Annotated in this window: 17 protein-coding genes; 1 reads left to right on the top strand and 16 read right to left on the bottom strand. The window is 65.8% G+C overall.

All coding sequences use genetic code 11. From position 1 onward, the window contains the following. Window positions 1–12: 12 nt before the first annotated feature. The 13 genes from EP7_RS04560 to EP7_RS04500 all read right to left on the bottom strand — a co-directional run bounded on the left by EP7_RS04560 (window position 13) and on the right by EP7_RS04500 (window position 15,541). Window positions 13–1,428 (bottom strand): DUF3526 domain-containing protein, encoded by a 1,416-nt coding sequence (locus EP7_RS04560; protein ID WP_463526409.1) that lies wholly within the window; start codon window positions 1,426–1,428, stop codon window positions 13–15. Between the two features lie 1,014 nt (window positions 1,429–2,442). Then, complete coding sequence (locus EP7_RS04555; protein WP_463526408.1) at window positions 2,443–3,591, bottom strand: sensor protein KdpD; 1,149 nt, start codon at window positions 3,589–3,591, stop codon at window positions 2,443–2,445. A gap of 79 nt (window positions 3,592–3,670) precedes the next feature. Beyond that, window positions 3,671–4,384 carry a potassium-transporting ATPase subunit C gene (locus EP7_RS04550; RefSeq protein WP_463526407.1) on the bottom strand — a complete coding sequence of 238 codons (714 nt, stop codon included), beginning with the start codon at window positions 4,382–4,384 and terminating at the stop codon, window positions 3,671–3,673. Between the two features lie 38 nt (window positions 4,385–4,422). Beyond that, window positions 4,423–6,561, bottom strand: coding sequence for a potassium-transporting ATPase subunit KdpB (gene kdpB / locus EP7_RS04545; protein WP_463526406.1), 2,139 nt, complete (start codon window positions 6,559–6,561; stop codon window positions 4,423–4,425). Between the two features lie 64 nt (window positions 6,562–6,625). Beyond that, a complete protein-coding gene (gene kdpA / locus EP7_RS04540) occupies window positions 6,626–8,380 on the bottom strand; it encodes a potassium-transporting ATPase subunit KdpA (protein WP_463526405.1) in 1,755 nt (584 codons plus the stop codon). Between the two features lie 182 nt (window positions 8,381–8,562). Continuing rightward, entirely contained in the window at window positions 8,563–8,643 is an 81-nt protein-coding gene (locus tag EP7_RS04535; RefSeq protein WP_463528368.1) for a potassium-transporting ATPase subunit F, read from the bottom strand. Between the two features lie 69 nt (window positions 8,644–8,712). Beyond that, window positions 8,713–8,835, bottom strand: coding sequence for a hypothetical protein (locus tag EP7_RS04530; RefSeq protein WP_463526404.1), 123 nt, complete (start codon window positions 8,833–8,835; stop codon window positions 8,713–8,715). Beyond that, the gene (locus EP7_RS04525) at window positions 8,835–10,715 is read right to left on the bottom strand and encodes an ATP-binding protein (protein WP_463526403.1); all 1,881 of its coding nucleotides are present in this window, start codon (window positions 10,713–10,715) and stop codon (window positions 8,835–8,837) included. Before EP7_RS04525 ends, EP7_RS04530 begins: the two co-directional genes overlap by 1 nt. A 51-nt stretch (window positions 10,716–10,766) precedes the next feature. Next, entirely contained in the window at window positions 10,767–11,102 is a 336-nt protein-coding gene (locus EP7_RS04520) for a hypothetical protein (protein WP_463526401.1), read from the bottom strand. 258 nt (window positions 11,103–11,360) lie between these two features. Beyond that, a complete protein-coding gene (locus EP7_RS04515) occupies window positions 11,361–12,698 on the bottom strand; it encodes a sigma-54-dependent transcriptional regulator (RefSeq protein ID WP_463526400.1) in 1,338 nt (445 codons plus the stop codon). Window positions 12,699–12,832: 134 nt separating this feature from the next. Continuing rightward, complete coding sequence (locus EP7_RS04510; protein ID WP_463526399.1) at window positions 12,833–13,723, bottom strand: ParB/RepB/Spo0J family partition protein; 891 nt, start codon at window positions 13,721–13,723, stop codon at window positions 12,833–12,835. A gap of 189 nt (window positions 13,724–13,912) precedes the next feature. Continuing rightward, a complete protein-coding gene (locus tag EP7_RS04505) occupies window positions 13,913–14,365 on the bottom strand; it encodes a dual specificity protein phosphatase family protein (protein ID WP_463526398.1) in 453 nt (150 codons plus the stop codon). Window positions 14,366–14,518: 153 nt separating this feature from the next. Then, the gene (locus tag EP7_RS04500) at window positions 14,519–15,541 is read right to left on the bottom strand and encodes an aldo/keto reductase (protein ID WP_463526397.1); all 1,023 of its coding nucleotides are present in this window, start codon (window positions 15,539–15,541) and stop codon (window positions 14,519–14,521) included. Between the two features lie 240 nt (window positions 15,542–15,781). Between EP7_RS04500 and ada the strand changes: the two genes are divergently transcribed. Beyond that, the gene (gene ada / locus EP7_RS04495; protein WP_463526396.1) at window positions 15,782–16,858 is read left to right on the top strand and encodes a bifunctional DNA-binding transcriptional regulator/O6-methylguanine-DNA methyltransferase Ada; all 1,077 of its coding nucleotides are present in this window, start codon (window positions 15,782–15,784) and stop codon (window positions 16,856–16,858) included. A gap of 93 nt (window positions 16,859–16,951) precedes the next feature. Here ada and EP7_RS04490 read toward each other — a convergent pair whose 3' ends face one another. The 3 genes from EP7_RS04490 to EP7_RS04480 form a co-directional block, all read right to left on the bottom strand. Further along, window positions 16,952–17,902 (bottom strand): aldo/keto reductase, encoded by a 951-nt coding sequence (locus EP7_RS04490; protein WP_463528367.1) that lies wholly within the window; start codon window positions 17,900–17,902, stop codon window positions 16,952–16,954. A gap of 659 nt (window positions 17,903–18,561) precedes the next feature. Next, complete coding sequence (locus EP7_RS04485; RefSeq protein WP_463526394.1) at window positions 18,562–19,932, bottom strand: Gfo/Idh/MocA family protein; 1,371 nt, start codon at window positions 19,930–19,932, stop codon at window positions 18,562–18,564. A 123-nt stretch (window positions 19,933–20,055) separates the two neighbouring features. Next, window positions 20,056–20,889, bottom strand: a complete 834-nt coding sequence (locus EP7_RS04480; protein ID WP_463526393.1) for a 3-keto-disaccharide hydrolase — start codon at window positions 20,887–20,889, stop codon at window positions 20,056–20,058. Window positions 20,890–20,921 lie beyond the last annotated feature (32 nt).

Raw genomic sequence — 20,921 nt, 5'->3', positions numbered from 1 at the left:
CCGGTGGGAAAATCAGTCGGCCCTGAGCGTACGGGTCGATCGGCGAACGAGCAGCGTGGATCCGATCAACCAGGCGATTAACGACACCCAGGCGAGCGACTGGGTCGCCAGTGTCTCGGCCAGGCCACGCGGCTGATACCGATATTGGGGCATGCTCTTCCACAGTTCCGGGCCGGCCTGATACATCAGGCCCAGGTCGGCGCCGTTGGCCTCCAGGTCCCGATTCAGCGTTCGGACCAGGTCGCGGCGGTAGGACTCGGCGGAATCGGCGAAGTGGCGTGCGTGTGCGTTGTCGGTCCCTGCCAGCGCCATGGAAAGCTCGCGGATCGCCAGCGTCGGGAAGACGAGCCCGAGCCCCTTCCGGATCGAGTCCTGTCGCCCGAAGGAATTCCAGAGCGTGCCATAGTGTCGATCGAAGACTGTGTTGCCATGCTCCTCGCTCGCCTGCAACGCCACCCCCTGGAAGTTGATCGGAAGCTCCTCGACCGTGTCGATGCCATGCTTCTGCATCTGCTCTCTTCTGAGCGTATCCAGCCGCTTATCCTCGGAATTGTGCCCGTCAATTCCCCCCTTGATGTCGCGCTGGATGGCGGCGGAGAACTCGACGGACGAGGGGGTCGAGACGGCACCACGGGCGAGATCCGTCGCCAACCGAGGCGCGAGCATCGCATTGATGATCCAGAATCCGAGGAGCGTGATCAATGCGGCACGCGACGACCGTGCATGGGCGGACACGAGCAGCGAGACGGCGAGGAAGATGCCCAGATACAGCAGATAGCCCGCCGCCAGGACGAGGGCAGCCGGCCAGGTGTGCGACGACCCGGCGCCTCCCATTGCCAGGAGTAAAATCCCCAGAGCCACCGCGGGCAGGACGATCAGGCCGAGCGCAGCCGCCAGCCCCAGGCCCTTTCCGGCGAGGAGCACCGACGGCCGCACGCCAAGACTCAGGAGCTGCCTGAGGGTCCCCTGCTCTCGCTCGCCAGCGATGGCGGGGAATGCGAGGAAGATGATCAGGAGCGGCATCAACTGCTGGAGGACGGTCGCCGCCGTCAGCTCGCCAAATCGCTGCAAGGCCGTGGCATCGCGGGCGGGCTTGTTCCGGAGCTCGTTTCGGCGATGGGCCTCGAGATGCACCGAGACGCCCGTATACGGGTCGACGCCGGAATCGAAGAAGGACAGGGTCGGCTTGGGCTTGAACACATAAAGGCCATAGTGCGCCGCGGAATGAGGGTTCTTCTCCTCCTGACCCTCGAAATGCTCGCGAGCCTCGGCCTGAGCGCGATCGTGCTCCTCGCGAACCTCACGCCAACCGCGCCAGCCGACGGCCATCGAAGCCACGAGCAGGAGCGTGACGATCGCCGAAGCCCAGCGGAATCGGCCATCTCGCAGCAGATCGACGAATTCCTTGCGGACGATGCTCAGGATCATGGAAAGCCCAGGCCGAGGCCTTCTCCGTCGTTCCTCATTCGATGCCCAATGTAAACGACCTCAATCACAGACATTACGGCGAATGCGAGTCTGGATCACTGATGAAAACCGCCGACATCGTATCACGATCCAGTGGAATGTAACACCAGCCGGCCCGGCCAGAATCCCCTCCCGCGAAATCGATCACGTCTCAGCAATCCGACGATTCGCCCGATCGACTACGGGCGTATCCCAATTCCGGCAGGTCGTTCGGCCTCGGCCCCTCAGAGAGCCTCGGGAGGCATCGGGGCAACCGCGAATTCGCTGGACCAGTTCAGCATGAGCTCGCGTTCTCGGGCGTTGCTCGTGAACGCCGCAACACGCTCGAATTCGCGTCTGGCCTTGGCGTGGCGTCCGAGCCTTGCGAAGTGATCGCCCCCGCACGCTGGACATGACGTGAAAGCCTTCCGGGGATCGGTCTGTTCCCAGCATCTCGACAAGTTCGAGGGCAGCGGCCGGCCTATACGCCATCGAGACTGCGACCGCGCGATTCAGTTTGATAACGGGCGAGGGAAGCACCTGCGCAAGCGCCGCGTAGAGTGCCGCGATCTGTACCCGGTTAGTCTCCTCATGCGAGGCCGCCCGATCCTGGCAGGCGGCAATTGCGGCCTGGAGCGCGTAGCAGCCCCACGCTCCGCCAAGCTGTTCGGCTCGCGCGAGGGCCGCATGCCTCGACGGATAAGGATCCGGTCCCACCGCGACCGATCCCGATCTGGCAGCAGAATCGGCTCCCTAGCAGCCCCGGTCCGAGTCCCGGATCGCGAAAGACTCAAAGATCGAACCCTGATCGATCGCCATGCAAGCAACCAGTGTTCGCTTCGCCGAATGTGACCGACGGCGCAGCTCGATCGACCGCACGCGACTTCGCCCTTTTATGTTCTGACTTCCCGTCGGGCTCGCGTGGTCGAAGATCCACGTCGATCACAGTCGTGGCCGCCCGGCAACTCCGGACGTTGATTCGCGTCGGTTCGCCTCTTACTCCTTGTGCAGCCAGGCCGCGTCGACGATGAGTACGTCAACGCCCGAGGTCTGCTGGAGTACGCGATCGAGCACCGACCGCTCCCAGATCCGCCGATACCAGGGTTTTCGCGATCGGCCCATGACGACGATCTTGATCTCATATTCGCGCACGAATGCGGCGATCGTGCTGGCCACATCCTTGCCGCGGAAATTCATCGTGATACCGCCAAGCTGCTGGGCCAGTTCCATGTTCTTGGACAGGACGCGCTGGGTCGCGGCCTCAATCTGGATTGGATCCTCGCGAGGCGTCTGGATATAAACAGCGTACCAGGGGGCGTTCAGGCGATCGGCCAGCCTGGCCGTCTTTCGCAGCAAGGCCGGGGCGTTCGGGCTGCGGCTGGAAAGGCCGACCATCACACGGTCGGTTACCGAGACGGGCGCACGGTCGGCCTCGGCGCGGCGAGTCCGGCGGTCGATCAGGTGGGCGATCTCGGTCAGGGTCAACTCGCGCAGGCGCGTCAGGTTGGAGGACGTGAAAAAGTTCTCCATGGCCCGCTCGGCGCGGTCGGGCGGGTAGATTTTCCCTCCCCGCATCCGCTCCAGGAGGTCTTCGGCCGATAAGTCAATGTTCACAATCTGATCGGCCTCTCCCAGGACCGAGTCGGGGAGCCGCTCCTTGACCTTCACGCCGGTCACCCGCTCCACCTCGTCGTAGAGGCTCTCAAGGTGCTGGATATTGACCGTCGTGATGACGTGGATCCCGGCGCGGATGAGTTCCTCAACGTCGCGATAACGCTTCGGATTGCGGCTCCCCGGCGCATTCGTATGGGCCAGTTCGTCGACCAGGCAGATGGTGGGATGCCTGGCGAGGACTGCGTCGAGGTCCATCTCGCGCAGCGTGACACCCCGGTACTCGATCTGCCTGGGGGGGACAATCTCCAGGTCGCCGATCTGCGCGGCGGTCTCGGCGCGGCCGTGAGTCTCGACGATCCCCACGACCACGTCGACGCCTTGTTTCTTCAGGCGGTCCCCCTCGCGGAGCATCGCATAGGTCTTGCCGACGCCGGCATTCGAGCCCAGATAAACCTTGAGCCGCCCGCGCTCCTGGCGACGGATAAGCTGGAGGAACTGTTCGGGCGATGGGCGGGCGGTCTCGGCGGGCATCGTTCACCGGCCAAATGCGGCCGTCCTCCCCGGGTTCATCCGCTGTCGGAAGATCAAGATCACCGCATCTCTCCCCGCCTCAAGGATGGGGGGGACTTGTGGCCGCGAGCTCATCAAGATCGAGGTTCAGCAAGAGCACGTTGAGACGGGGCGGCGCGCCGAAGATCGCGCCCGAGCGGTCGCCCCGCGCCTCGATCCGATGCAGGATCCTCTCGACGGACAAGCCTCGTGCGGCCGCGACTCGCGGTGCCTGATACCGGGCAGCCTCGATGCTGATATCAGGATCGAGCCCGGCGCCCGAGGCCGTCACCAGGTCGACCGGGACCGAGACGCCATCCGCTTTCCCGAGCTCCGCCGAGCGTTCGAGGATCTTCGCTAGCACTTGCGCAGCCTCCTCGCGAGTCGGATCGGATTGCAGAGCGTCAAGCCTGGAGAGGTGGCCCTTCAGGGTCGCGTCCCCCGACTTGTGACCGATCTGACGGGCAGCTTCCAGGGCGATCCGGTCGCGAAGGGCCGGATTGGTCGTCGCCAGATTCGAGCCGCTCGCCGCGTCGGCGGCGTAGCCAGTGGCACCGGCCGCCGAGGGGCGAGGCCTGAAGTATTTGTTCGAAGCGAATGGCTGCGCAATCAGCGAAGAGCCGACCACCTTGCCATCGCGGACGATCAGGCTCCCCTCGGCCTGGGCGGGAAACAGCGTGTGGCCGATGGCGTAGACAGCCGCCGGGTAGGCGACGGCGCAGAGGGCGAAGGTGACGACGCACGCCATCAGGGCGTTCAAAATCTCGCGGATCATCTCGTTCAATCCTCGTCAAAGGTCGATCGGGCCGTCACTTACCGGACGCCGACCAGTGCCAGGAGCGGGTCAATGGTGAGGTCGATGAGCTTGATGCCGATGAACGGCGCGATCACGCCGCCAAGCCCGTAGATCAAGAGATTCCTGCGCAATAGGGCGCCGGCGCCCACCGGGCGATAGGTCACCCCCTTCAGCGCGATCGGGATCAGCATCGGGATGATGATCGCATTGAAGATCACCGCCGCCAGGATCGCAGAGTTCGCACCGCCGCGGGTGGCCAGGCCCATCAAATCGAGCACCTTCAACTCGGGCAGCGCCACGATGAACATGGCCGGGATCACCGCGAAATACTTGGCCAGGTCATTGGCGATCGAGAAGGTCGTCAGGGCCCCCCGTGTCATCAGCAGTTGCTTGCCGATCTCCACGACCTCGATGAGCTTGGTCGGGTCGCTGTCGAGGTCGACCATGTTGCCGGCCTCCTTGGCGGCCTGCGTCCCCGAGTTCATCGCCACGCCGATATCGGCCTGGGCCAGCGCGGGGGCATCGTTGGTGCCGTCGCCCATCATCGCAACGAGCTTTCCCCCCTCCTGTTCCTTTCGAATGTAAGCGAGCTTGGCCTCGGGTGTGGCCTGGGCGATGAAGTCATCGACGCCAGCCTCCTCGGCAATAGCCTTGGCCGTCAGCGGGTTGTCGCCGGTCACCATCACCACGCGCAGGCCCATCTGCCTGAGCCTGGCGAACCGGTCGCGGATGCCCGGCTTGAGGATGTCCTCCAGCCTCACCAGGCCGACGATCGTGTCGCCGTCCGCCACCGCCAGCGGCGTGGCACCCAGGGCGGCGATCGTGTCGACGGCGGCCTGGAAACCGTCAGGGATCACGCCTCCCATGTCCTGGACGTATTTGGAAACGGTGTTCGGTGCGCCTTTACGCAGGCTCGATCCGCCGGGAAGGTCCACGCCGCTCATGCGCGTTTGGGCGGTGAAATCAATGAACGTTGAACCATCGGGGGCCTCGCCGACGACCGCCTGTTGCTGTCGCGCCAGGTCGAGGATGCTCTTCCCCTCGGGCGTGCTGTCGGCCATCGAGGCCAGCCCGGCAACCCGCGCGACGTCGAGCGCCCTGGCACCTCCCAGGGGGACAAAATGGGTGGCCCTGCGGTTGCCGATCGTGATCGTGCCCGTCTTGTCCAGCAACAGCGTGTCGATGTCGCCGGCGACCTCGACCGCCTTGCCGCTCTTGGCGATCAGGTTCGCCGCGAGCGCCCGGTCCATCCCCGCGATGCCGATCGCCGCGAGCAGCGCCCCGATCGTCGTGGGGATCAGGCAGACCAGCAGCGCGATGAGGGTCGGGATGTCCAGCGTCAGGCCGAAGTAGCGAGCCATCGGGTAGAGGCTGGCAGTGACGATCACGAAGATGAGCGAGAACGCAGCGAGGACGATCGTCAGCGCGATCTCGTTGGGCGTCTTCTGCCGCGAGGCCCCCTCCACAAGGGCGATCATCTTGTCGAGAAAGCTATGCCCCGGCTCGGCCGTCACGCGGATCACGATCCGGTCGGAGAGGACGCGCGTGCCGCCGGTGACCCCCGAATGGTCGCCCCCCGCCTCGCGGATCACCGGTGCGCTCTCCCCTGTGATGGCCGATTCATCGACCGATGCGACCCCCTCGACGACCTCGCCATCGGTGGGGATGACCTGGCCGGCCTCGATCGCCACGAAGTCGCCTGTTCGCAGTAAGGTCGATGAGACGATCTCACCGTCGAAGTCCCGCTGAGAGCGCAAGCGGAGCGCCGGTGTATCGGCACGTGTGGCCCGCAGGCTGTCGGCCTGGGCCTTGCCTCGGGCCTCGGCCAGGGCCGACGCGAAGTTGGCGAACACGACCGTCAGGAACAGCAGGACCGTCAAGGCCGCCTGATAGACGATCTGCCCGATCAATGCACCCTGGACGATCGACTGCACCGTGACGATCGCGGTGAGGACGGTGCCGACCTCGACCAGGAACATGACCGGGTTGCGGACCATCTCCCGGGGGTCGAGCATCTTGAGCGAGTGGACGGCCGCCATCCGGACGAGGGCCGGCTCGAAGAGGCGGAGCGCCCGCGTGCCGCGTCGCTGGAGCTTGAGGGCCTGGGCGTCGGAGGCGTCTCGTGTGGGCGCTCCGACCTCGAGATCAAGGCTCATCGGATTGGATCCCTCGGAATTTGCGTGGTCCTGGATCGGGATTGGCGAGACGACACCAGACGCGCTACGGCCGGACCGACAGTTGGTCGGCGATCGGGCCGAGGACGACCGCAGGCATGAACGACAGGGCACCGACGAGGAGAACCGTCCCCAGGAGCATTCCCGCGAACGTCAGGTTGTCGGTCCTCAATGTGCCCGTGGTCTGGGGCACGCGCTTCTTCGTTGAGAGGAACCCAGCGACGGCAAGCGGCAGGATCAGGGCGGGGAATCGGCCGAGCAGCAAAACGACGCCCGTCGCGATGTTCCAGGCGGGGTTGTTGTCCGCCAGGCCCTCGAAGCCCGAACCGTTGTTCGCGGCCGCCGAGGTGAACTCATAGAGGATCTCGCTGAAACCGTGCGCACCGGGATTTGCCGTCGTTTTGGCCCCCCAGGCCGTTGCGGCGAATAGGCCCACTCCGCAGCAAATCAGGAGCGGATGGATCAGGATCGCGACCATCGCCAGCTTCACCTCCTTCGCCTCGACCTTCTTGCCGAGATACTCCGGGGTGCGTCCCACCATCAGCCCCGCGATGAACACGGCGACGATGATGTACATCAGCATGTTCTCAAAACCGGCGCCGATCCCGCTGAAGACGACGTTGAGCATCATCAGCGTCATGGGCACCGCGCCCGCGATCGGGTTGAGGCTGTCGTGCATGCTGTTGACCGACCCGTTGGATGTGGCCGTCGTGATCGCCGCCCAGGTCGCGGCGGCCACGGGCCCGAGCCTCACCTCCTTGCCCTCCATGTTCGGCCCCTGCACCACCGGCAGCCCGCCGGTCGAGACGCTCGGCCGCGACTCGGCGATGATCGCGACGACGACGCCTACCAGCAGGAATGTCAGCATGACGCCGTAGAGCACCATCGCGTGCTTCATATTCTTCAGCATCAATCCAGCCATCACGATCGACGACATGGGCAAGACGATGATCGAGACCAGCGCCAGCATATTGCTCCAGGGCGACGGATTCTCGAACGGGTGGGCCGAATTCGGTCCGAAGAACCCGCCGCCATTCGTCCCGGCCTGCTTGATCGCCACCAGCGCCGCGACGGGTCCCCGCGCGATCGTCTGGGTCTGCATCCCCGTCGCCGAGCCGTCGACCGTGGTCGCCGTCGCGGCCCCTTCAAACGTCATCGGAACGCCGAGCCCGATCAGGGTCACGGCCACGATGAGGCTATAGGGGACCAACACGAAGACCAGTCCGCGCATCAGGTCGACATAGAAGTCGCCCATGTCCCGATCGCCCCTCAGCCCGCGAAGCGTGGCCAGCATGACGCAGAGGCCGGAGGCCGGGGTGACGAACATCAACCAGACGATCGCGCCAAGCTGGCCAAAATACGAGAGGTTCTGCTCGCCCGAGTAGTGCTGGAGGTTGGTGTTGGTGACGAACGAGCAGACCGTATTGAAGATCAAGGCCGTGTTGGCGCCGTCATGCTGGACACCGTCGGTGTCCTTGTAACCCAGGGCTGCGAGCGACCCCTTCCCGTCCGGATTCAGCGGCCCGACCTTATCCTGGACGGAGAGCAGCGCGAACGAGAGGACGAAGAGCATGGCATTGAACGCGAGCATCGCAAACGCATATCGCTTCCAATCCATCATCGACGGCGATGGCCTTCCGACCAGGCGGCAGAGGAACTTCGGCAGGGCGTCGAGTCCGCGGCCTGCGCGGCCCTCGGGCACGTCCAACGATCGCCACATCAGCCAGCCGAGGGGGAACGACAACGCGATGGGCAGTGCGAACGCCCAGGTCGGATGCAGCCAGGACAACGGCCATTCCACGGGTAGACTCTCCATGGCAAAATCGGCGTATCGAATCGAAAAATTGCTTGCGGGGCCCCGCCCGGGCGGGGGCAGCCGATGCAACAACTCATCTGGGACGAGATGCCGCCCTGCCCCTTCGTTGGCCGGACATTTCGGCACGCGACTGCCCCCGGCCGGCCGGGGCCCCGGTTCGGAACTGGTCAGAATCGCTCGGGTCGGATCATGGCGTAGCTCAGGTAGACGAGCGCGGCCAGAGTGAGCACTGCGGACAGATACAGCACGATTCATCCCCTAATATCAGTGATTGTTTTGATTCGACCACGCCCGACACACGGACTCTTTCGGGACGATCAGAACCGATCGGCAGCCTCGACGAGCCCGTAAAAGAGCCCGAACAGGGCCAACCCGAGCGTGAAAGTTGCGATGGCCATCATGGGCTGCTCCGATTCGAAGGTCCGGAAGAAGTCAAACATCACGAAGTCATCGCGTCCGAATTCGATGACGCAAGCTGCAACGGCTGCGGGGCCACCTCACCGCGAGCGGCCGGCAGCAGGAACGTGAACGTGGCGCCGTGGCCGGGATCGCTGCTCACCTGGATCTGCCCGCCGTGCCCGATGACGATCTCGCGGGCGATGGCCAGGCCCAGCCCCGCGCCGCCGGAGCGTCCTCCTGGGACCCGATAAAACCGCTCGAAGATGCGCGGCAGGTGCTCGGACGGGATGCCCTCCCCTTCGTCGGCCACCTCGAATCGCACCGATAGCCCTTCGGCCCGGGCCGACACGCGAACTGACTTCCCGCGACTCGTATGAGCCAGGGCATTGACGATCAAGTTGTCGAAGACGTGCTCGAAGCGTTCGACGTCGACCGGCACCGGGGGCAGCCCCGGCTCGCATACGCCAGCCAGCTCGATCCCCGCGTCGCGAGCCTGCGACTCGAACCGGCCGACCGCCCCGGACACGAGGTCTGCGGGCGAGACGGGCCGCAGGTCGAGCCGCACGCTCCCCTGCTCGATCCGGGTCAGGTCGAGCAGATCATTGACCATCGCAAGCAGCCGGTCGGTGTCCTGTCGCGCCGACAGCAGCATCTCCACCTGACCGGGCTCGAGCGGTCCGACGGCCTCCTCCAGCAGTAGATGAATCGCCATCTGAAGGCCCGTCAACGGGGTCTTCAGCTCATGGCTCACGGTCGCCACCATGTCGCTCTTGAGCTGGTCGACCAGGCGGAACTTGGTCACGTCGTGCAGCACCAGCGCGGCGCCCATCGGCTCATCGTCGTCACGCATCGCCAGGATCCGCGGCAGGTAGTATCGCTCCTGCCCGTCGTCCCGCATGCAGATCGCATTCTCGACGCCCGATGGGAGATAATCGGCGTCACCCCCCAGCACAGCGGCCAGCGGGTCTCGTAAGGTCCGGGGCGCGAGCCAGGGGCTCCCCTCGCCGGCCGGCGAGATCCCGAGGATCCGCTGCGCGGCCGGGTTGGATCGCTCGATCGACCCCGAAGGATCGATGACAACCACCGGGTCGGGGAACGAGTCGATCGTCGCCTGGGCCGTCTTCTGGGCCCTCAGGATCCGCGCGGTGCCGGCCTGCCGGAAGTCCCTGATCGTGTGGGCCATCGTGTTGAACGCCGAGGCAAGCTCTCCCAGCTCGTCGCGAGAGAGGACGGGAACCACCTGCTCCAGATTCCCACGGGCCATCGAGCGGGCTGCGTCCGTCACCCCCCGGATCGGCTCGAGGATCGACCGGCTCAGCTGCACGGCGATCAGGGTTGCGACGATCGCCGATCCGGCCACCGCGAGCACCATCCACCGGACCGCGCTCGAGGCGGACGCCCGCGCACGCCGGTCCATGTCCTCCATATTCCGCTGATTGAGCCTGAGGACGTCGTCGGCGCGGTCCTTGATCCGCTTGAATTCGGGCAAGATCCGGCCGAAATAGAGCCGCGTGCGCCGCGCCGTCTCGACGGGCGGGATGGCGAAGAACTCCTCGGACAGGGCCAGGTATTCGGCATAACGCGCGGCGATTTCTTCGGCCAGCTCCTCCTCGCCGGGAAGGGTGACATTCCCCTGCTCGGACCTAAGATTCGCCTCGAAACCCGGCCGCGACCCGCGAAACTGCGATGCCGCCACCTCCTCCTGGCCGCCGATCGCAAACAGCAACGCCGAATCCATGCGTTCGAGCGTGTCTCTCATATTCTGAGCCGCCAGGACGCTCTTATAATTTTCCCGCAAGATTACGTCGATGTCCCCGCCCAGCCTCGAGAACATGACGACCGCCCAGAGTCCGAGCCCGACGATGATGGCCAGCAGCGGGGCGATCCCGAGAAGAAGTCTCGACCTGAGTGATCTGAGCATGAATCCCTCGCCATCATCGCCGGGCATGCGGAAGGCCACCGGGCCCATCGCTCAGCCGACGGAGACGTGACTCGCGGCGATCGGGACGACCTCGGCCCCGTAAATCGCGGCGATGCGCCCGTCCAGCAATTGTAAGATTCCCGAGATCGGCAGATGTGCAATGACGAGACCGAGGCTCGCATGGTGCCTCGTGGCGGGAACTCCCCCGTGGCCGACCTCGAAGCAACTCGGGACCTCGATGCGCGAGTCGCCCAGCTCCTCGTCCGGACGCACCTCGACGATCGCCCCATCCGGGAGCTGCACCGGCCGGAGCGCCATGCCGTCGCGAAAAGGGATCGCAAAAATCCCGTGGTCAGTGCACCGCCTCAGTTCGATGAAGCCCGACATAAGCGAACCTCGATTCCTGGATGCAAGCCTGGTCGCCCGATGACGATCCGAGAGGCCCCCCGGATTGAGGTAGGCGTCGGTCGTCCTCACGACGAGAGACACCTATAGCAAGGGCCGCGCCAAGGCGAATCCAGAAAATCTAAGTTGCGATCAGCTCATGACTTATCGCTTTTACTGGCGATCGATCGGTGGCATCAGTCGGTTCGAGGATCGTGCACGACGCAAGGTCGATCGTGCAGAATGCAAGGGGCCTCGGGCTCAGAGTCCGAATTGCTTCCGCTTGCGATAGAGGGTGCTGGGGTCGATGCCGAGCACCTTGGCCGCATCCTCCAGGCTGGGGGCGGTGGCCAGGACCCGCCGGATGTGCTCGACCTCAAGCTGCTCGATGCTGACGGCTCCGCCGACCTCGACCGCCGCGGTCCCATCAACGGCGACCGCTCCGACTCGCTCGGGCAGATCGGCCAAGCCGATCTCTGGCCCTTCGGCGAGGATGGCCGCCCGCTCGATAGCGTTGCGAAGCTCCCTCAGGTTCCCGGGCCATGAATGCTTCAGGAGGGCCTCGGTCGCCTCACGCGTGAAGCCCGTCAAGGTGCGGCCGGTCTGCCGCGCGAAGAAGGCCAGGAGGTGGTCGGCCGTGTCCAGAAGGTCCGACCTGCGCCTCAGCGGCGGCAGGGTCAGCTCGACGACGTTGAGCCGATAGAGCAGGTCCTCTCGAAATGTGCCTGCCGCGATGGCGGCCTCAAGGTCGCGATTGGTCGCCGCAATCAGGCGGACGTCGGCCGACCGCGGCTTGACTTCGCCCACCCGCTCGTACTTCCGCTCCTGGAGGAACCGCAGGAGTTTCGGCTGGAGTGACGGCGGCAGGTCGCCGATCTCGTCGAGGAAGAGCGTCCCCCCCTCGGCCGCCGAGACCTTACCCTGGGCGTCGCGGACGGCCCCCGTGAACGCCCCCTTCACGTGCCCGAACAGGTCGCTCTCCAGCAACTCGGCGCTCAGGCTGGGGCAACTGACCGTGACGAGGGGACCGCCCGCCCGCCGACTCCAGTCGTGAATGGCCCTCGCGAGCACCCCTTTGCCGGTGCCGTTCTCGCCACGGATCAAAATCGTTGCATCGGTCTGCGCAATCTTCCTGGCCAGCGTCAGCAGCCTGCCCATCTCAACGTCGCGGCCACGGAGGTCGACCTCGGGTAACTCCTGGCGGACCTGCTCCTGCAACCCGGACAGCCGGTCGCGCAGGCCCCTGACTTCCGCGACCCTCATCAACAAGCCCCGCACCTGCGCGGGCGTGAACGGCTTGGGCAGGTAGTCGAACGCCCCCCGACGCATCGCCTCGATGGCCGTGTCGATGCCCGCGTGCGCGGTGATCACGACCACCGCGAGCCTGGGCATCTGGGCGATCATCGGTTCCAGCAAGTCCAGGCCGGAGTCGCCCCCGAGCCGCAGGTCGACGAACGCGACATCGAAGTCGGCCACGTCGAGGATCCTGAGCACCTCCATCCGGCTCGACGCCTCCTCGACCGCGTGGCCCATCGATTCCAGGGCCACGCGCAAGGTGCGCCGGATGTTCGGCTCGTCGTCCACGATCAGGATGCGCATGGGCTGATCCGCCTCCGCGACGCTCGACGGTCCCAGGTGACATTCTCCGCCCCTGGCCGCCGGAGACAAGCGACCTCGGTCGAGGTCCTCGCGGATTGGCCGATCGAAATCGCTGAAGGTCGCGGCTCCGTCAGCTACGCCGCGCCGCGTTCGAGGCCCTCGACACGTCCCGCGAGCCGCTTCACCGCACCACCGAATGCATTCCGGACCTTGCCCGAAGCCGTGCCGTAGGCCTCGTCGAAGCCTTCCGCCTCGGTCCACGACAGGACTTCCGCGACCTGCTTGGCCATCATGTCCAGCATCTCCTCGATGGTAGGTGCCGCCACGTCCACCGGGTCGGCCAGCGCCGCCGCCTTGGCCGGCTCGTGATCCCAGGGGGCCGTCATCGCGCCCCCGGATGGGCCTTTTGCGCCGGGCATCGGGCTTGTGGTGTCGTCCCACGGCGCCCCATCCGCCTCCCTCGCCCCACGGTCCCGCGGGTCATCCTGGCCGCCGCCCGCGGTGCTCCTGGGCAGGTGCTCGTTCGGATCCTTGGGCAACGAGGCCGGGTAGGTCTTGCCGTCGGCCCCTACCCGCCCCTCGCCGGCCGGAATCTGGCCGCCGTCGACGAGTTGCTTGCGTACCCTGGCGATCAGGTCGCGGCTCACCCCCAGGTCCTCGGCCAGCTTGCGGTCCGACAACCCGTGATGCATCCGCAGCTTCACCTCGACCGCCCGCCTCCGCTCGGCCCGCGTCAGCGGCAGGCCGTGGGACAGGTTGGCCCCGGCGGCGAAGTCCATGGCATCGGCAAAGGTCCCTTGCCGCACCTCGGCGGGCACCATCTTCTTCCCCATCTTGGCCGCTGCCGCATGCCGGTGGAACCCGTCGGCAAGCAGCCAGTCGCCGTCCACCTCGAAGACCGTCAGCGGGGGCATCCGGTCCCAGGCCTCGGCATACCGCTCCACCGCCTCGCCATCCAGCCTGTCGCGGAGGTTCAAGTTCGAGTCGAGCAGCACGTCATCCAGCGGAATTTCTCGAACGTCCATGCCCGACCACCCCTCGCTTGCGACCGATCGCGGCCGGGTCGGCCTCACGCACCATCGCGGACTGAGACCCCGACTCATCCCCCTTGATCGGCAGGACCGGCCCCCTCCAATCCCTTTTTCCCGCGACATCTGACGAATCTGTTCACGAACGCACGGGACCGGACGCCGGTCGAAATCCCCGCGTCGCGTTCAAAGTCCGCCCGCGTGCGTCGCGACCCGATGCTCCCAGCACCTCAGCAGGTCGGTCACCTCGTTCCACAACCCCGGCGAGATATCGCACGGCCCGTGGCTGATCACGAATCGCAGGCGATCTTCGGGCGGCTCCCCCGAGTTCACCGCCAGAGCCGCCGCGACGACGCAAGACGACCGGCTCATCCCCGCGGCGCAAAACACCAGGGTCGGCACGCGTGCGGAGAGCAGTTGCGACACCGACCGGATCGCCAGTGTCAGCGAGTCGCCCCGATTCTCGGTCGCGTCGGCTAGAGGAACCCGCAGGTAAATCAGGTCACGGGGGACCTGGAGCGCAGGTTCCTCGACGGCCAGGTGGACGAGCGAGCGGATGCCCGCCTCGTACAGCCTGGTGTATTCGCGCCCGTCGCCAGCGTGGCCGATCCAGACGGGATGTGGGACGATCCGCCTCATGGATGCCTCCCGCTCGATGGAACTCGTCGTGCGGCACCGCCCCGCCCGAGTCCTTCCTCCGTCGAGCCATCGGGTTCATGGTCGTCGAGGGTCGGAAACGCAGGTCGGGACGGCCCGGATCCGGGGCGATCGGTGATCCGATCGACCCACTCGTCAGGCCTTGGTCATTTCCGCCGAGACAGGGTCGAACACCTTGCGGATCGTGGCGCATTCCTCGGCGCTCAGCGAAAAGTCGAGCGCGCCGGCGTTTTGCACGGCCTGCTCAGCATTGCGGGCACCCACCAGGGCGGCCGTGATGCCGGGCTCCTGGATCGTCCAGTTGATCACCACCTGAGACAGGCTCGCACCATGCCCATCGGCGATCGGCCGGATCTTCGCCAGCGCATCGGCCACCAGCCGGCGGTTCTCGACCGTGAAGAATTTGTGCGAGGCCCGGTGGTCGCCCGCGGGGAACGTCCGGTCGGGGCCGACCTTGCCCGTCAGCAGCCCCCGCTCCAGGGGAGAATAGACGATCACGCCGATCTGATTTTCGCGGCAGAACGGCAGGAGCTTGGGCTCGATCTTGCGCTGGATCAGGCTGTAAGGGGGCTGAAGGCTCGCCACGGGCGCGACCGCCGCCGCCTTCTTCAGCCAGACCTCGTCATAATTGCTCACGCCGATGGCCCGGATCTTCCCCTGGTCCTTCAGCTTCAGCAGCGCGGCCATCGTGTCCTCGACCGGCGTGGACGTGTCTGGCCAGTGCACCTGGTACAGGTCGATCACGTCGGTGCCCAGCCGCTTCAGGCTCTGCTCTAGCTCATAAGCGACGCTCTCGGGCCGCGAATTGCGGCGGATCTCGACCGGATTGCCCAGCCTGTCGTCGGTCTTCCAGGGGTCGCTGCCGCCATCGCCGCCTGCGACGGTGTCCCAGCGCATGCCGCACTTGGTGGCGATCTGCACACGCTCGCGGCGTCCCTTAATGGCCTTGCCCACCACCTCCTCGCCGTATCCCTGCCCATAAACCGCGGCGGTGTCGATTGTGGTCACGCCGTGGTCGATGCTCGCCTGAATCGCGGCGATCGACTCGGCCTCCTCGGCCCCGCCCCACATCCATCCCCCAACGGCCCAGGCGCCAAAAATCACCGGCGTGATCTCGACGTCCGATTTTCCAAGTCGTCTCGGCTGCTTCAGGTCCAAGGCGAGCACTCCGCGGGGATCGTTAAAAAGATGTCACTCCTCCCATGGTACGACGCGGATCAAGGCCCCCGATCCCGAGCGCCCGATCGCCCTGCCCTCGATCGCGATTCGGCCGCAAGAAACAGGGCGCCTCTTTTTCGGCCGTCGCTTATCGTGGCGAGCTCGACCGGCAAATCTCCCGCCTCGACGAGTCAACCGTCCTCCCGCGTCCCCACGATCACCCGCTCTCGAGGCTCAACGATGAAGCCTGCCGCCGCGACCTCCACGACCGAAGAGGACGAAGCCCGCTGGAACGCCGTCTTAAGCCGCGATCCCCGGGCCGATGGGGCCTTTGTCTACTCGGTGCGGACCACCGGCGTCTATTGCAGGCCGATGTGCCCCTCACGCCAGGCCAGACGCGAAAACGTCCGCTTTTACGACACGCGAGTCGACGCCGAGCGGGCCGGCTTCCGCCCCTGCAAGCGGTGCAGGCCCGATCGGGAACCCGGCGAGGCACGGACGTCGGCGGTGGCCGCGGCCTGCCGACTGATCGAGGAGGCGTCTGCGTTGCCCACGCTGCAAACCCTCGCCGACGCCGCGAACCTGAGCCCGTCCCACTTCCACAGGCTCTTCAAGGCCGCCACCGGGCTGACCCCCAAGGGCTACGCCGAGGCCCACCGCGCCCGCCGCGTCAGGGAGGCCTTGCACGGCGGCGAGACGATCACCGGTGCCATCTACGGGGCGGGCTTTAATAGCAACGGACGCTTCTATGCAAACTCGTCGAGGATCCTCGGGATGACCCCCACCGACTTCCGCACGGGCGCCCCCGACGCCACCATCCGCTTCGCCGTCGGCCAGTGCACGCTCGGCTCGCTCCTCGTCGCAGCGACCGAGGCCGGCGTCTGCTCCATCCTCCTGGGCGACGATCCCGACGCCCTCGTCCGCCAGCTCCAGGACGCGTTCCCCAGGGCAACATTCGTCGGGGCCGACGCCGACTTTGAACAGCACGTCGCCCGCGTCGTCGGCCTGATCGAATCGCCGTCGATCAACTTCGACCTACCCCTGGACGTGCGCGGGACGGCCTTCCAGATGCGAGTCTGGCGGGCGCTGACCGAGATCCCGGCCGGCAAGACCGTCAGCTATTCCGAGCTGGCCGCCCGACTGGGTATCCCATCTTCCACCAGGGCGGTCGCCGGGGCCGTCGCGGCAAACCGGATCGCCGTGGCCATCCCCTGCCACCGCGTCGTCCGCTCCGACGGCAGCATCTCCGGCTACCGCTGGGGCGTCGACCGCAAACGAACCCTCCTCGATCGCGAGCTCAGTCCCCCGGACGCCTGATCTCCGCAAGATGGGTAACCATCGCCCCCCCTCGTCACCGGCCCGATTCTCGGATCGATCGGACCGGCGAACGGGATCGTGGTCCCGACTCCGTCATGCACTGGCCTCATCCAGGAGCTTGACATCCGCGTCAGTCAACGCCAGCGAGGCCGACGCGATGAGGTCGTCGAGCTGTTCGAGACTGGTCGCACTGGCGATCGGGGCCGTGATCGCAGGTCGCGAGGCGAGCCAGGCCAGGGCCACCCTCGCCGGATTCGACCGATGCTGATCGGCCACGGTGTCCAGAGCCTTCAGAATCCGAAGGCCCCGCTCATCGAGATATTTCTTGACGTTCTGGCCCCGCCCCGCGCTCTTCGACAGGTCGGCCTCCGACCGATACTTCCCGGTCAAGAACCCGCTCGCCAGCGAGTAATAGGGGATCACCCCGACATTCTCTCGCACGCAGAGCGGCTGCAATTCGGCCTCGAACTTGGCCCGCTCGATGAGGTTGTACTCCGGTTGCAGCGTCTCATACCGCGGCAGCCCGTTGTCCTTGCTCACCTTCAAGGCCTGGGCCAGCCGCTCGGCCGAGTAGTTCGACGCGCCGATCGCCCGCACCTTCCCCTGCTTGATCAGCTCGGCAAACGTCCCCAGCGTCTCCTCCAGCGGAGTCTCGGCGTCGTCCCTGTGCGACTGGTATACGTCGATCACGTCGGTCTGCAACCGCTTGAGCGACTTCTCGACCGCCTCGAGGATGTACGCCCTCGACAGCCCCTTCTTGCCCGTCCCCATCTCCATCCCGACCTTGGTGGCGAGCACCACCTTCTCCCGATTTCCCCCCCTGGCGAACCAGTTGCCCAGGATCGTCTCCGACTCCCCCCCTTCATTCCCCGGCTTCCACCTCGAATAGACGTCGGCCGTGTCCACCAGGTTGAACCCCGCCTCCACGAACCGATCCAGCAATCGGAATGAAGTCGCCTCGTCAATCGTCCACCCGAACACGTTCCCGCCGAACGCCAGAGGGGCCACCTTCAGGCCCGAACCACCAAGTTCACGCGTCGTCAACGATGCCATCGGATCACCTCCGAAACCAGGGCCCATCCCCGCTGGTCGATCTGCCAAAGACCGCCCGGCCCGGGATCGGGCAAATAATTTCGACAAAATCTCCCGTATCCGAAAATACAGGGGAGAAAATCGTCGGATGAAAGGACTATCTCAATGGACGACTCGCTCGCCGGATGCGAACCAGCCCTGCAAAGAACCCGGCCTTGCCGCGAACAACGCCCCGACTGTCACGATGAGCCTGACCGCACCGCTACAGGACGCAACTTAATTCCCAGGCTCCCATTCGCTGCTCACTGATGAAAATCGACTTCCCAGTGAACGTCCGTCAATTGATACGCAATTTGAAACACGGTTATTGCGAAACGAACCCACTTTTACGCTGCCAAAACCGTGTTTTCGCCGAACGAAGCCATCTCAATCGTGCCAAAGGCCACCAGATTACGAAACGAACCCGGGGATTCGAGGTGAGTCCATCGCAGCGACTCCTCGCACATCCGCGTCAGAGCAATCCATTGCCCACTCGACCGGTTGAAACACAACGCATCGACCGTCACCTTCGGCCCTGTTCGGCCCGAATGGGCGGAGCCGATCGAGACCCGACCGGGAACGGGCGGCCGGCCCTCGTCGAGAGCCCGGCCGACCGCCCCGACGGTTTGAGTTCAGCCCAGGGACCAGCCTGCGCGGTAGTCGCGGCGGATCAGGGGCTCGGCTTCGGACGCGTTGGTCGCCTTCAGGGCGGCGGCGTCCCATTCGAGCTTCTTGCCCACCCGATATGCCACGTTGCCCAGGTGATTGGCCTCGGTCAGCCAGCCCGAGTATGCGAAGTCGCAGGTGGTCGGGGACCCGGTCTTGCAGGCGTGGATCCACTCGGCGTGGTGGCCCAGCGACTTGGGGATCGTCGGCTCGGGCCGCTTGTAGTCTCGGAACTCGTTTTCTGGCAGAAGGATGTTGCGGCCGTAGTCGGAGACAAGCATCCCCTTCTCGCCCACGAACAGCACGCCGCTGTCCCACTTGGGGATGGCCCCGCTGGTCCAGGCTTCGGGCTTCATCGCGCCCTGATACCAGGTCAGGCGGGTGGCGGGCTGGTCGCCCTTCGCCTCGTACTCATAGACCGCCTTCATGGTCGCCGGGGCGATCTCCGGATGCGGCGGCGGCCCGAACGCCTCGACCGTGCTGGGTGCCTTCAGCTTCAAGGCCCAGAACGGCAGGTCGATCCAGTGGCTCCCCAGGTCGCTCATGGTGCCGTTGCCGAAGTCCCACCACCGATACCACTTCGGCCCGGGGAAGTAGACTTCATGGAAGGGACGAGCCTTGACCGGCCCCAGCCAGAGGTCCCAATCCAACCCTGTGGGGATGGGCGTCGATCCTGTCGGCCGCTCGGTCACCGAGACGATGTCGTGGTTGGCCTCGGCGTCCTCGGGCGATTGCCGACCCCAGGCGCGGCCGACCCAGACGTGGACGTCCTTGACGGCCCCGATCGCGCCCCCCTGGATCAGCTCGACGACGCGGCGATAGTTGTCGCCCGCGTGGATCTGCGTCCCCATCTGGGTGGCCACCTTGGCCTTGGCGGCGGCCTCGCGGATGAGCCTGGCCTCCCAGATGTCGTGAGTCAGCGGCTTCTCGCAGTAGACGTGCTTGCCCAGCTGCAAGGCAGGCAGGGTCGCGAAGGCGTGGGTGTGCTCGGTCGTGCTGACCACCACCGCGTCGTAGCCCTTCAGGTCGTCGAACAGCCTGCGGAAGTCCTTGTACTTCTTGGCCCTGGGGTGGGCCTCGGCCGCATGGGCGACCGCCCCATCATAGACGTCGCAGAGGGCGACGATGTTCTCGGACGTCACGTCCCCCAGGTTCGACGCACCGCGACCGCCCACCCCGATGCAGGCGATGTTCAACTTGTCGTTGAGGTTCCGGCCGCGAACCACGGCGGGGGCCGCGAACATCCCGATGGCCGCGGCGGCCGCCGCCTTGTGGAACTGGCGACGCGTGGGCTCGGGCCCGGTCGTCCCCAGAGGCACGCTCGAATCGTCGGACATGTGGGCCTCCCCGGTCCATCTCGGCTAAGGCCAGCCCGCGCGACCGCAGCGCGAGTCGAGGCCCAGGCCAGAGCATGGCCCGAAAAGACCGGAGATGCAAGCGGCCCGGGCCTGACCGGCCGATCAATCCAGCGGCTGAATCTGAACCTTGCGGAACTCGATGGGGTGGCTCTCCGACTGGAGCGAGATGTACCCCTCCTTCAGCACGGCGTCGCCCCCCCTCGCCTTGATGAGCGCCGCGGCGTCGGGATCGCCCGGATCCAGCTCGACGCGGGTGTACTCGATGACGGGCTTGCCGTTGACCAGGTGAATGATGGGGCCGTCGCCGTGCACCTCGACCTCGGCCGTCACCCATTCGCCGTTCGTGAACGTGGGAGACTTCGAATTGATGCAGTGCTCTTTCACGGGCTTGTCGTCCATCACGATCAGGGTGCCTGGCGAGCAGACGTTGCAGGTCGGACGCGGGTCCTTGCCGTTGCCCCCGAGGAACTGGACCTCGACGGAGACGGGGAAATTCTGGTCCTTGCGGATGGTCGCCGGGTCCTGGCAGTGGATCATCACGCCGCTGTTGCGAATCGCCCAGCCGGGCCCGCCGGGACACTGCTCGCCCGTGAACCGATACTCGATCCTGAGCCGGTACCTGGAATACTTGGCCTTGTAGAACAGGTGGCCGAACTTCTCATCGAACGCGGTGTATTTGTCGTAGCCGACCTTGATCGCGCCGTCCTCGACGCGGAACGTCTCGGCATAATTCTCGCCCAGCGGATAGCCCTTGATCTTGGGCGTCCAACCTTCCAGGTCCTTGCCATTGAACAGCGAGATCCACCCCTCCTCTGGGGCACGAACGGGCCGGTTGGCCGCGAGACCGACGACTGCGGTCGAACTGAACGCGAGGGCCGCGACCAGGGCCAGGGCGGCCGGCGCCACGAGTCGGGTGCGGAGGCTGGGCATGCGCATCAGGGGAATCTCCGGGTGTGCCGTTTGGGAAT

The organism is Isosphaeraceae bacterium EP7, from assembly GCA_038400315.1.
GTDB lineage: Bacteria > Planctomycetota > Planctomycetia > Isosphaerales > Isosphaeraceae > EP7.
The sequence above is the reverse complement of the archived record's forward strand: the minus strand, read 5'-3'. Positions and strand labels throughout refer to the sequence as shown.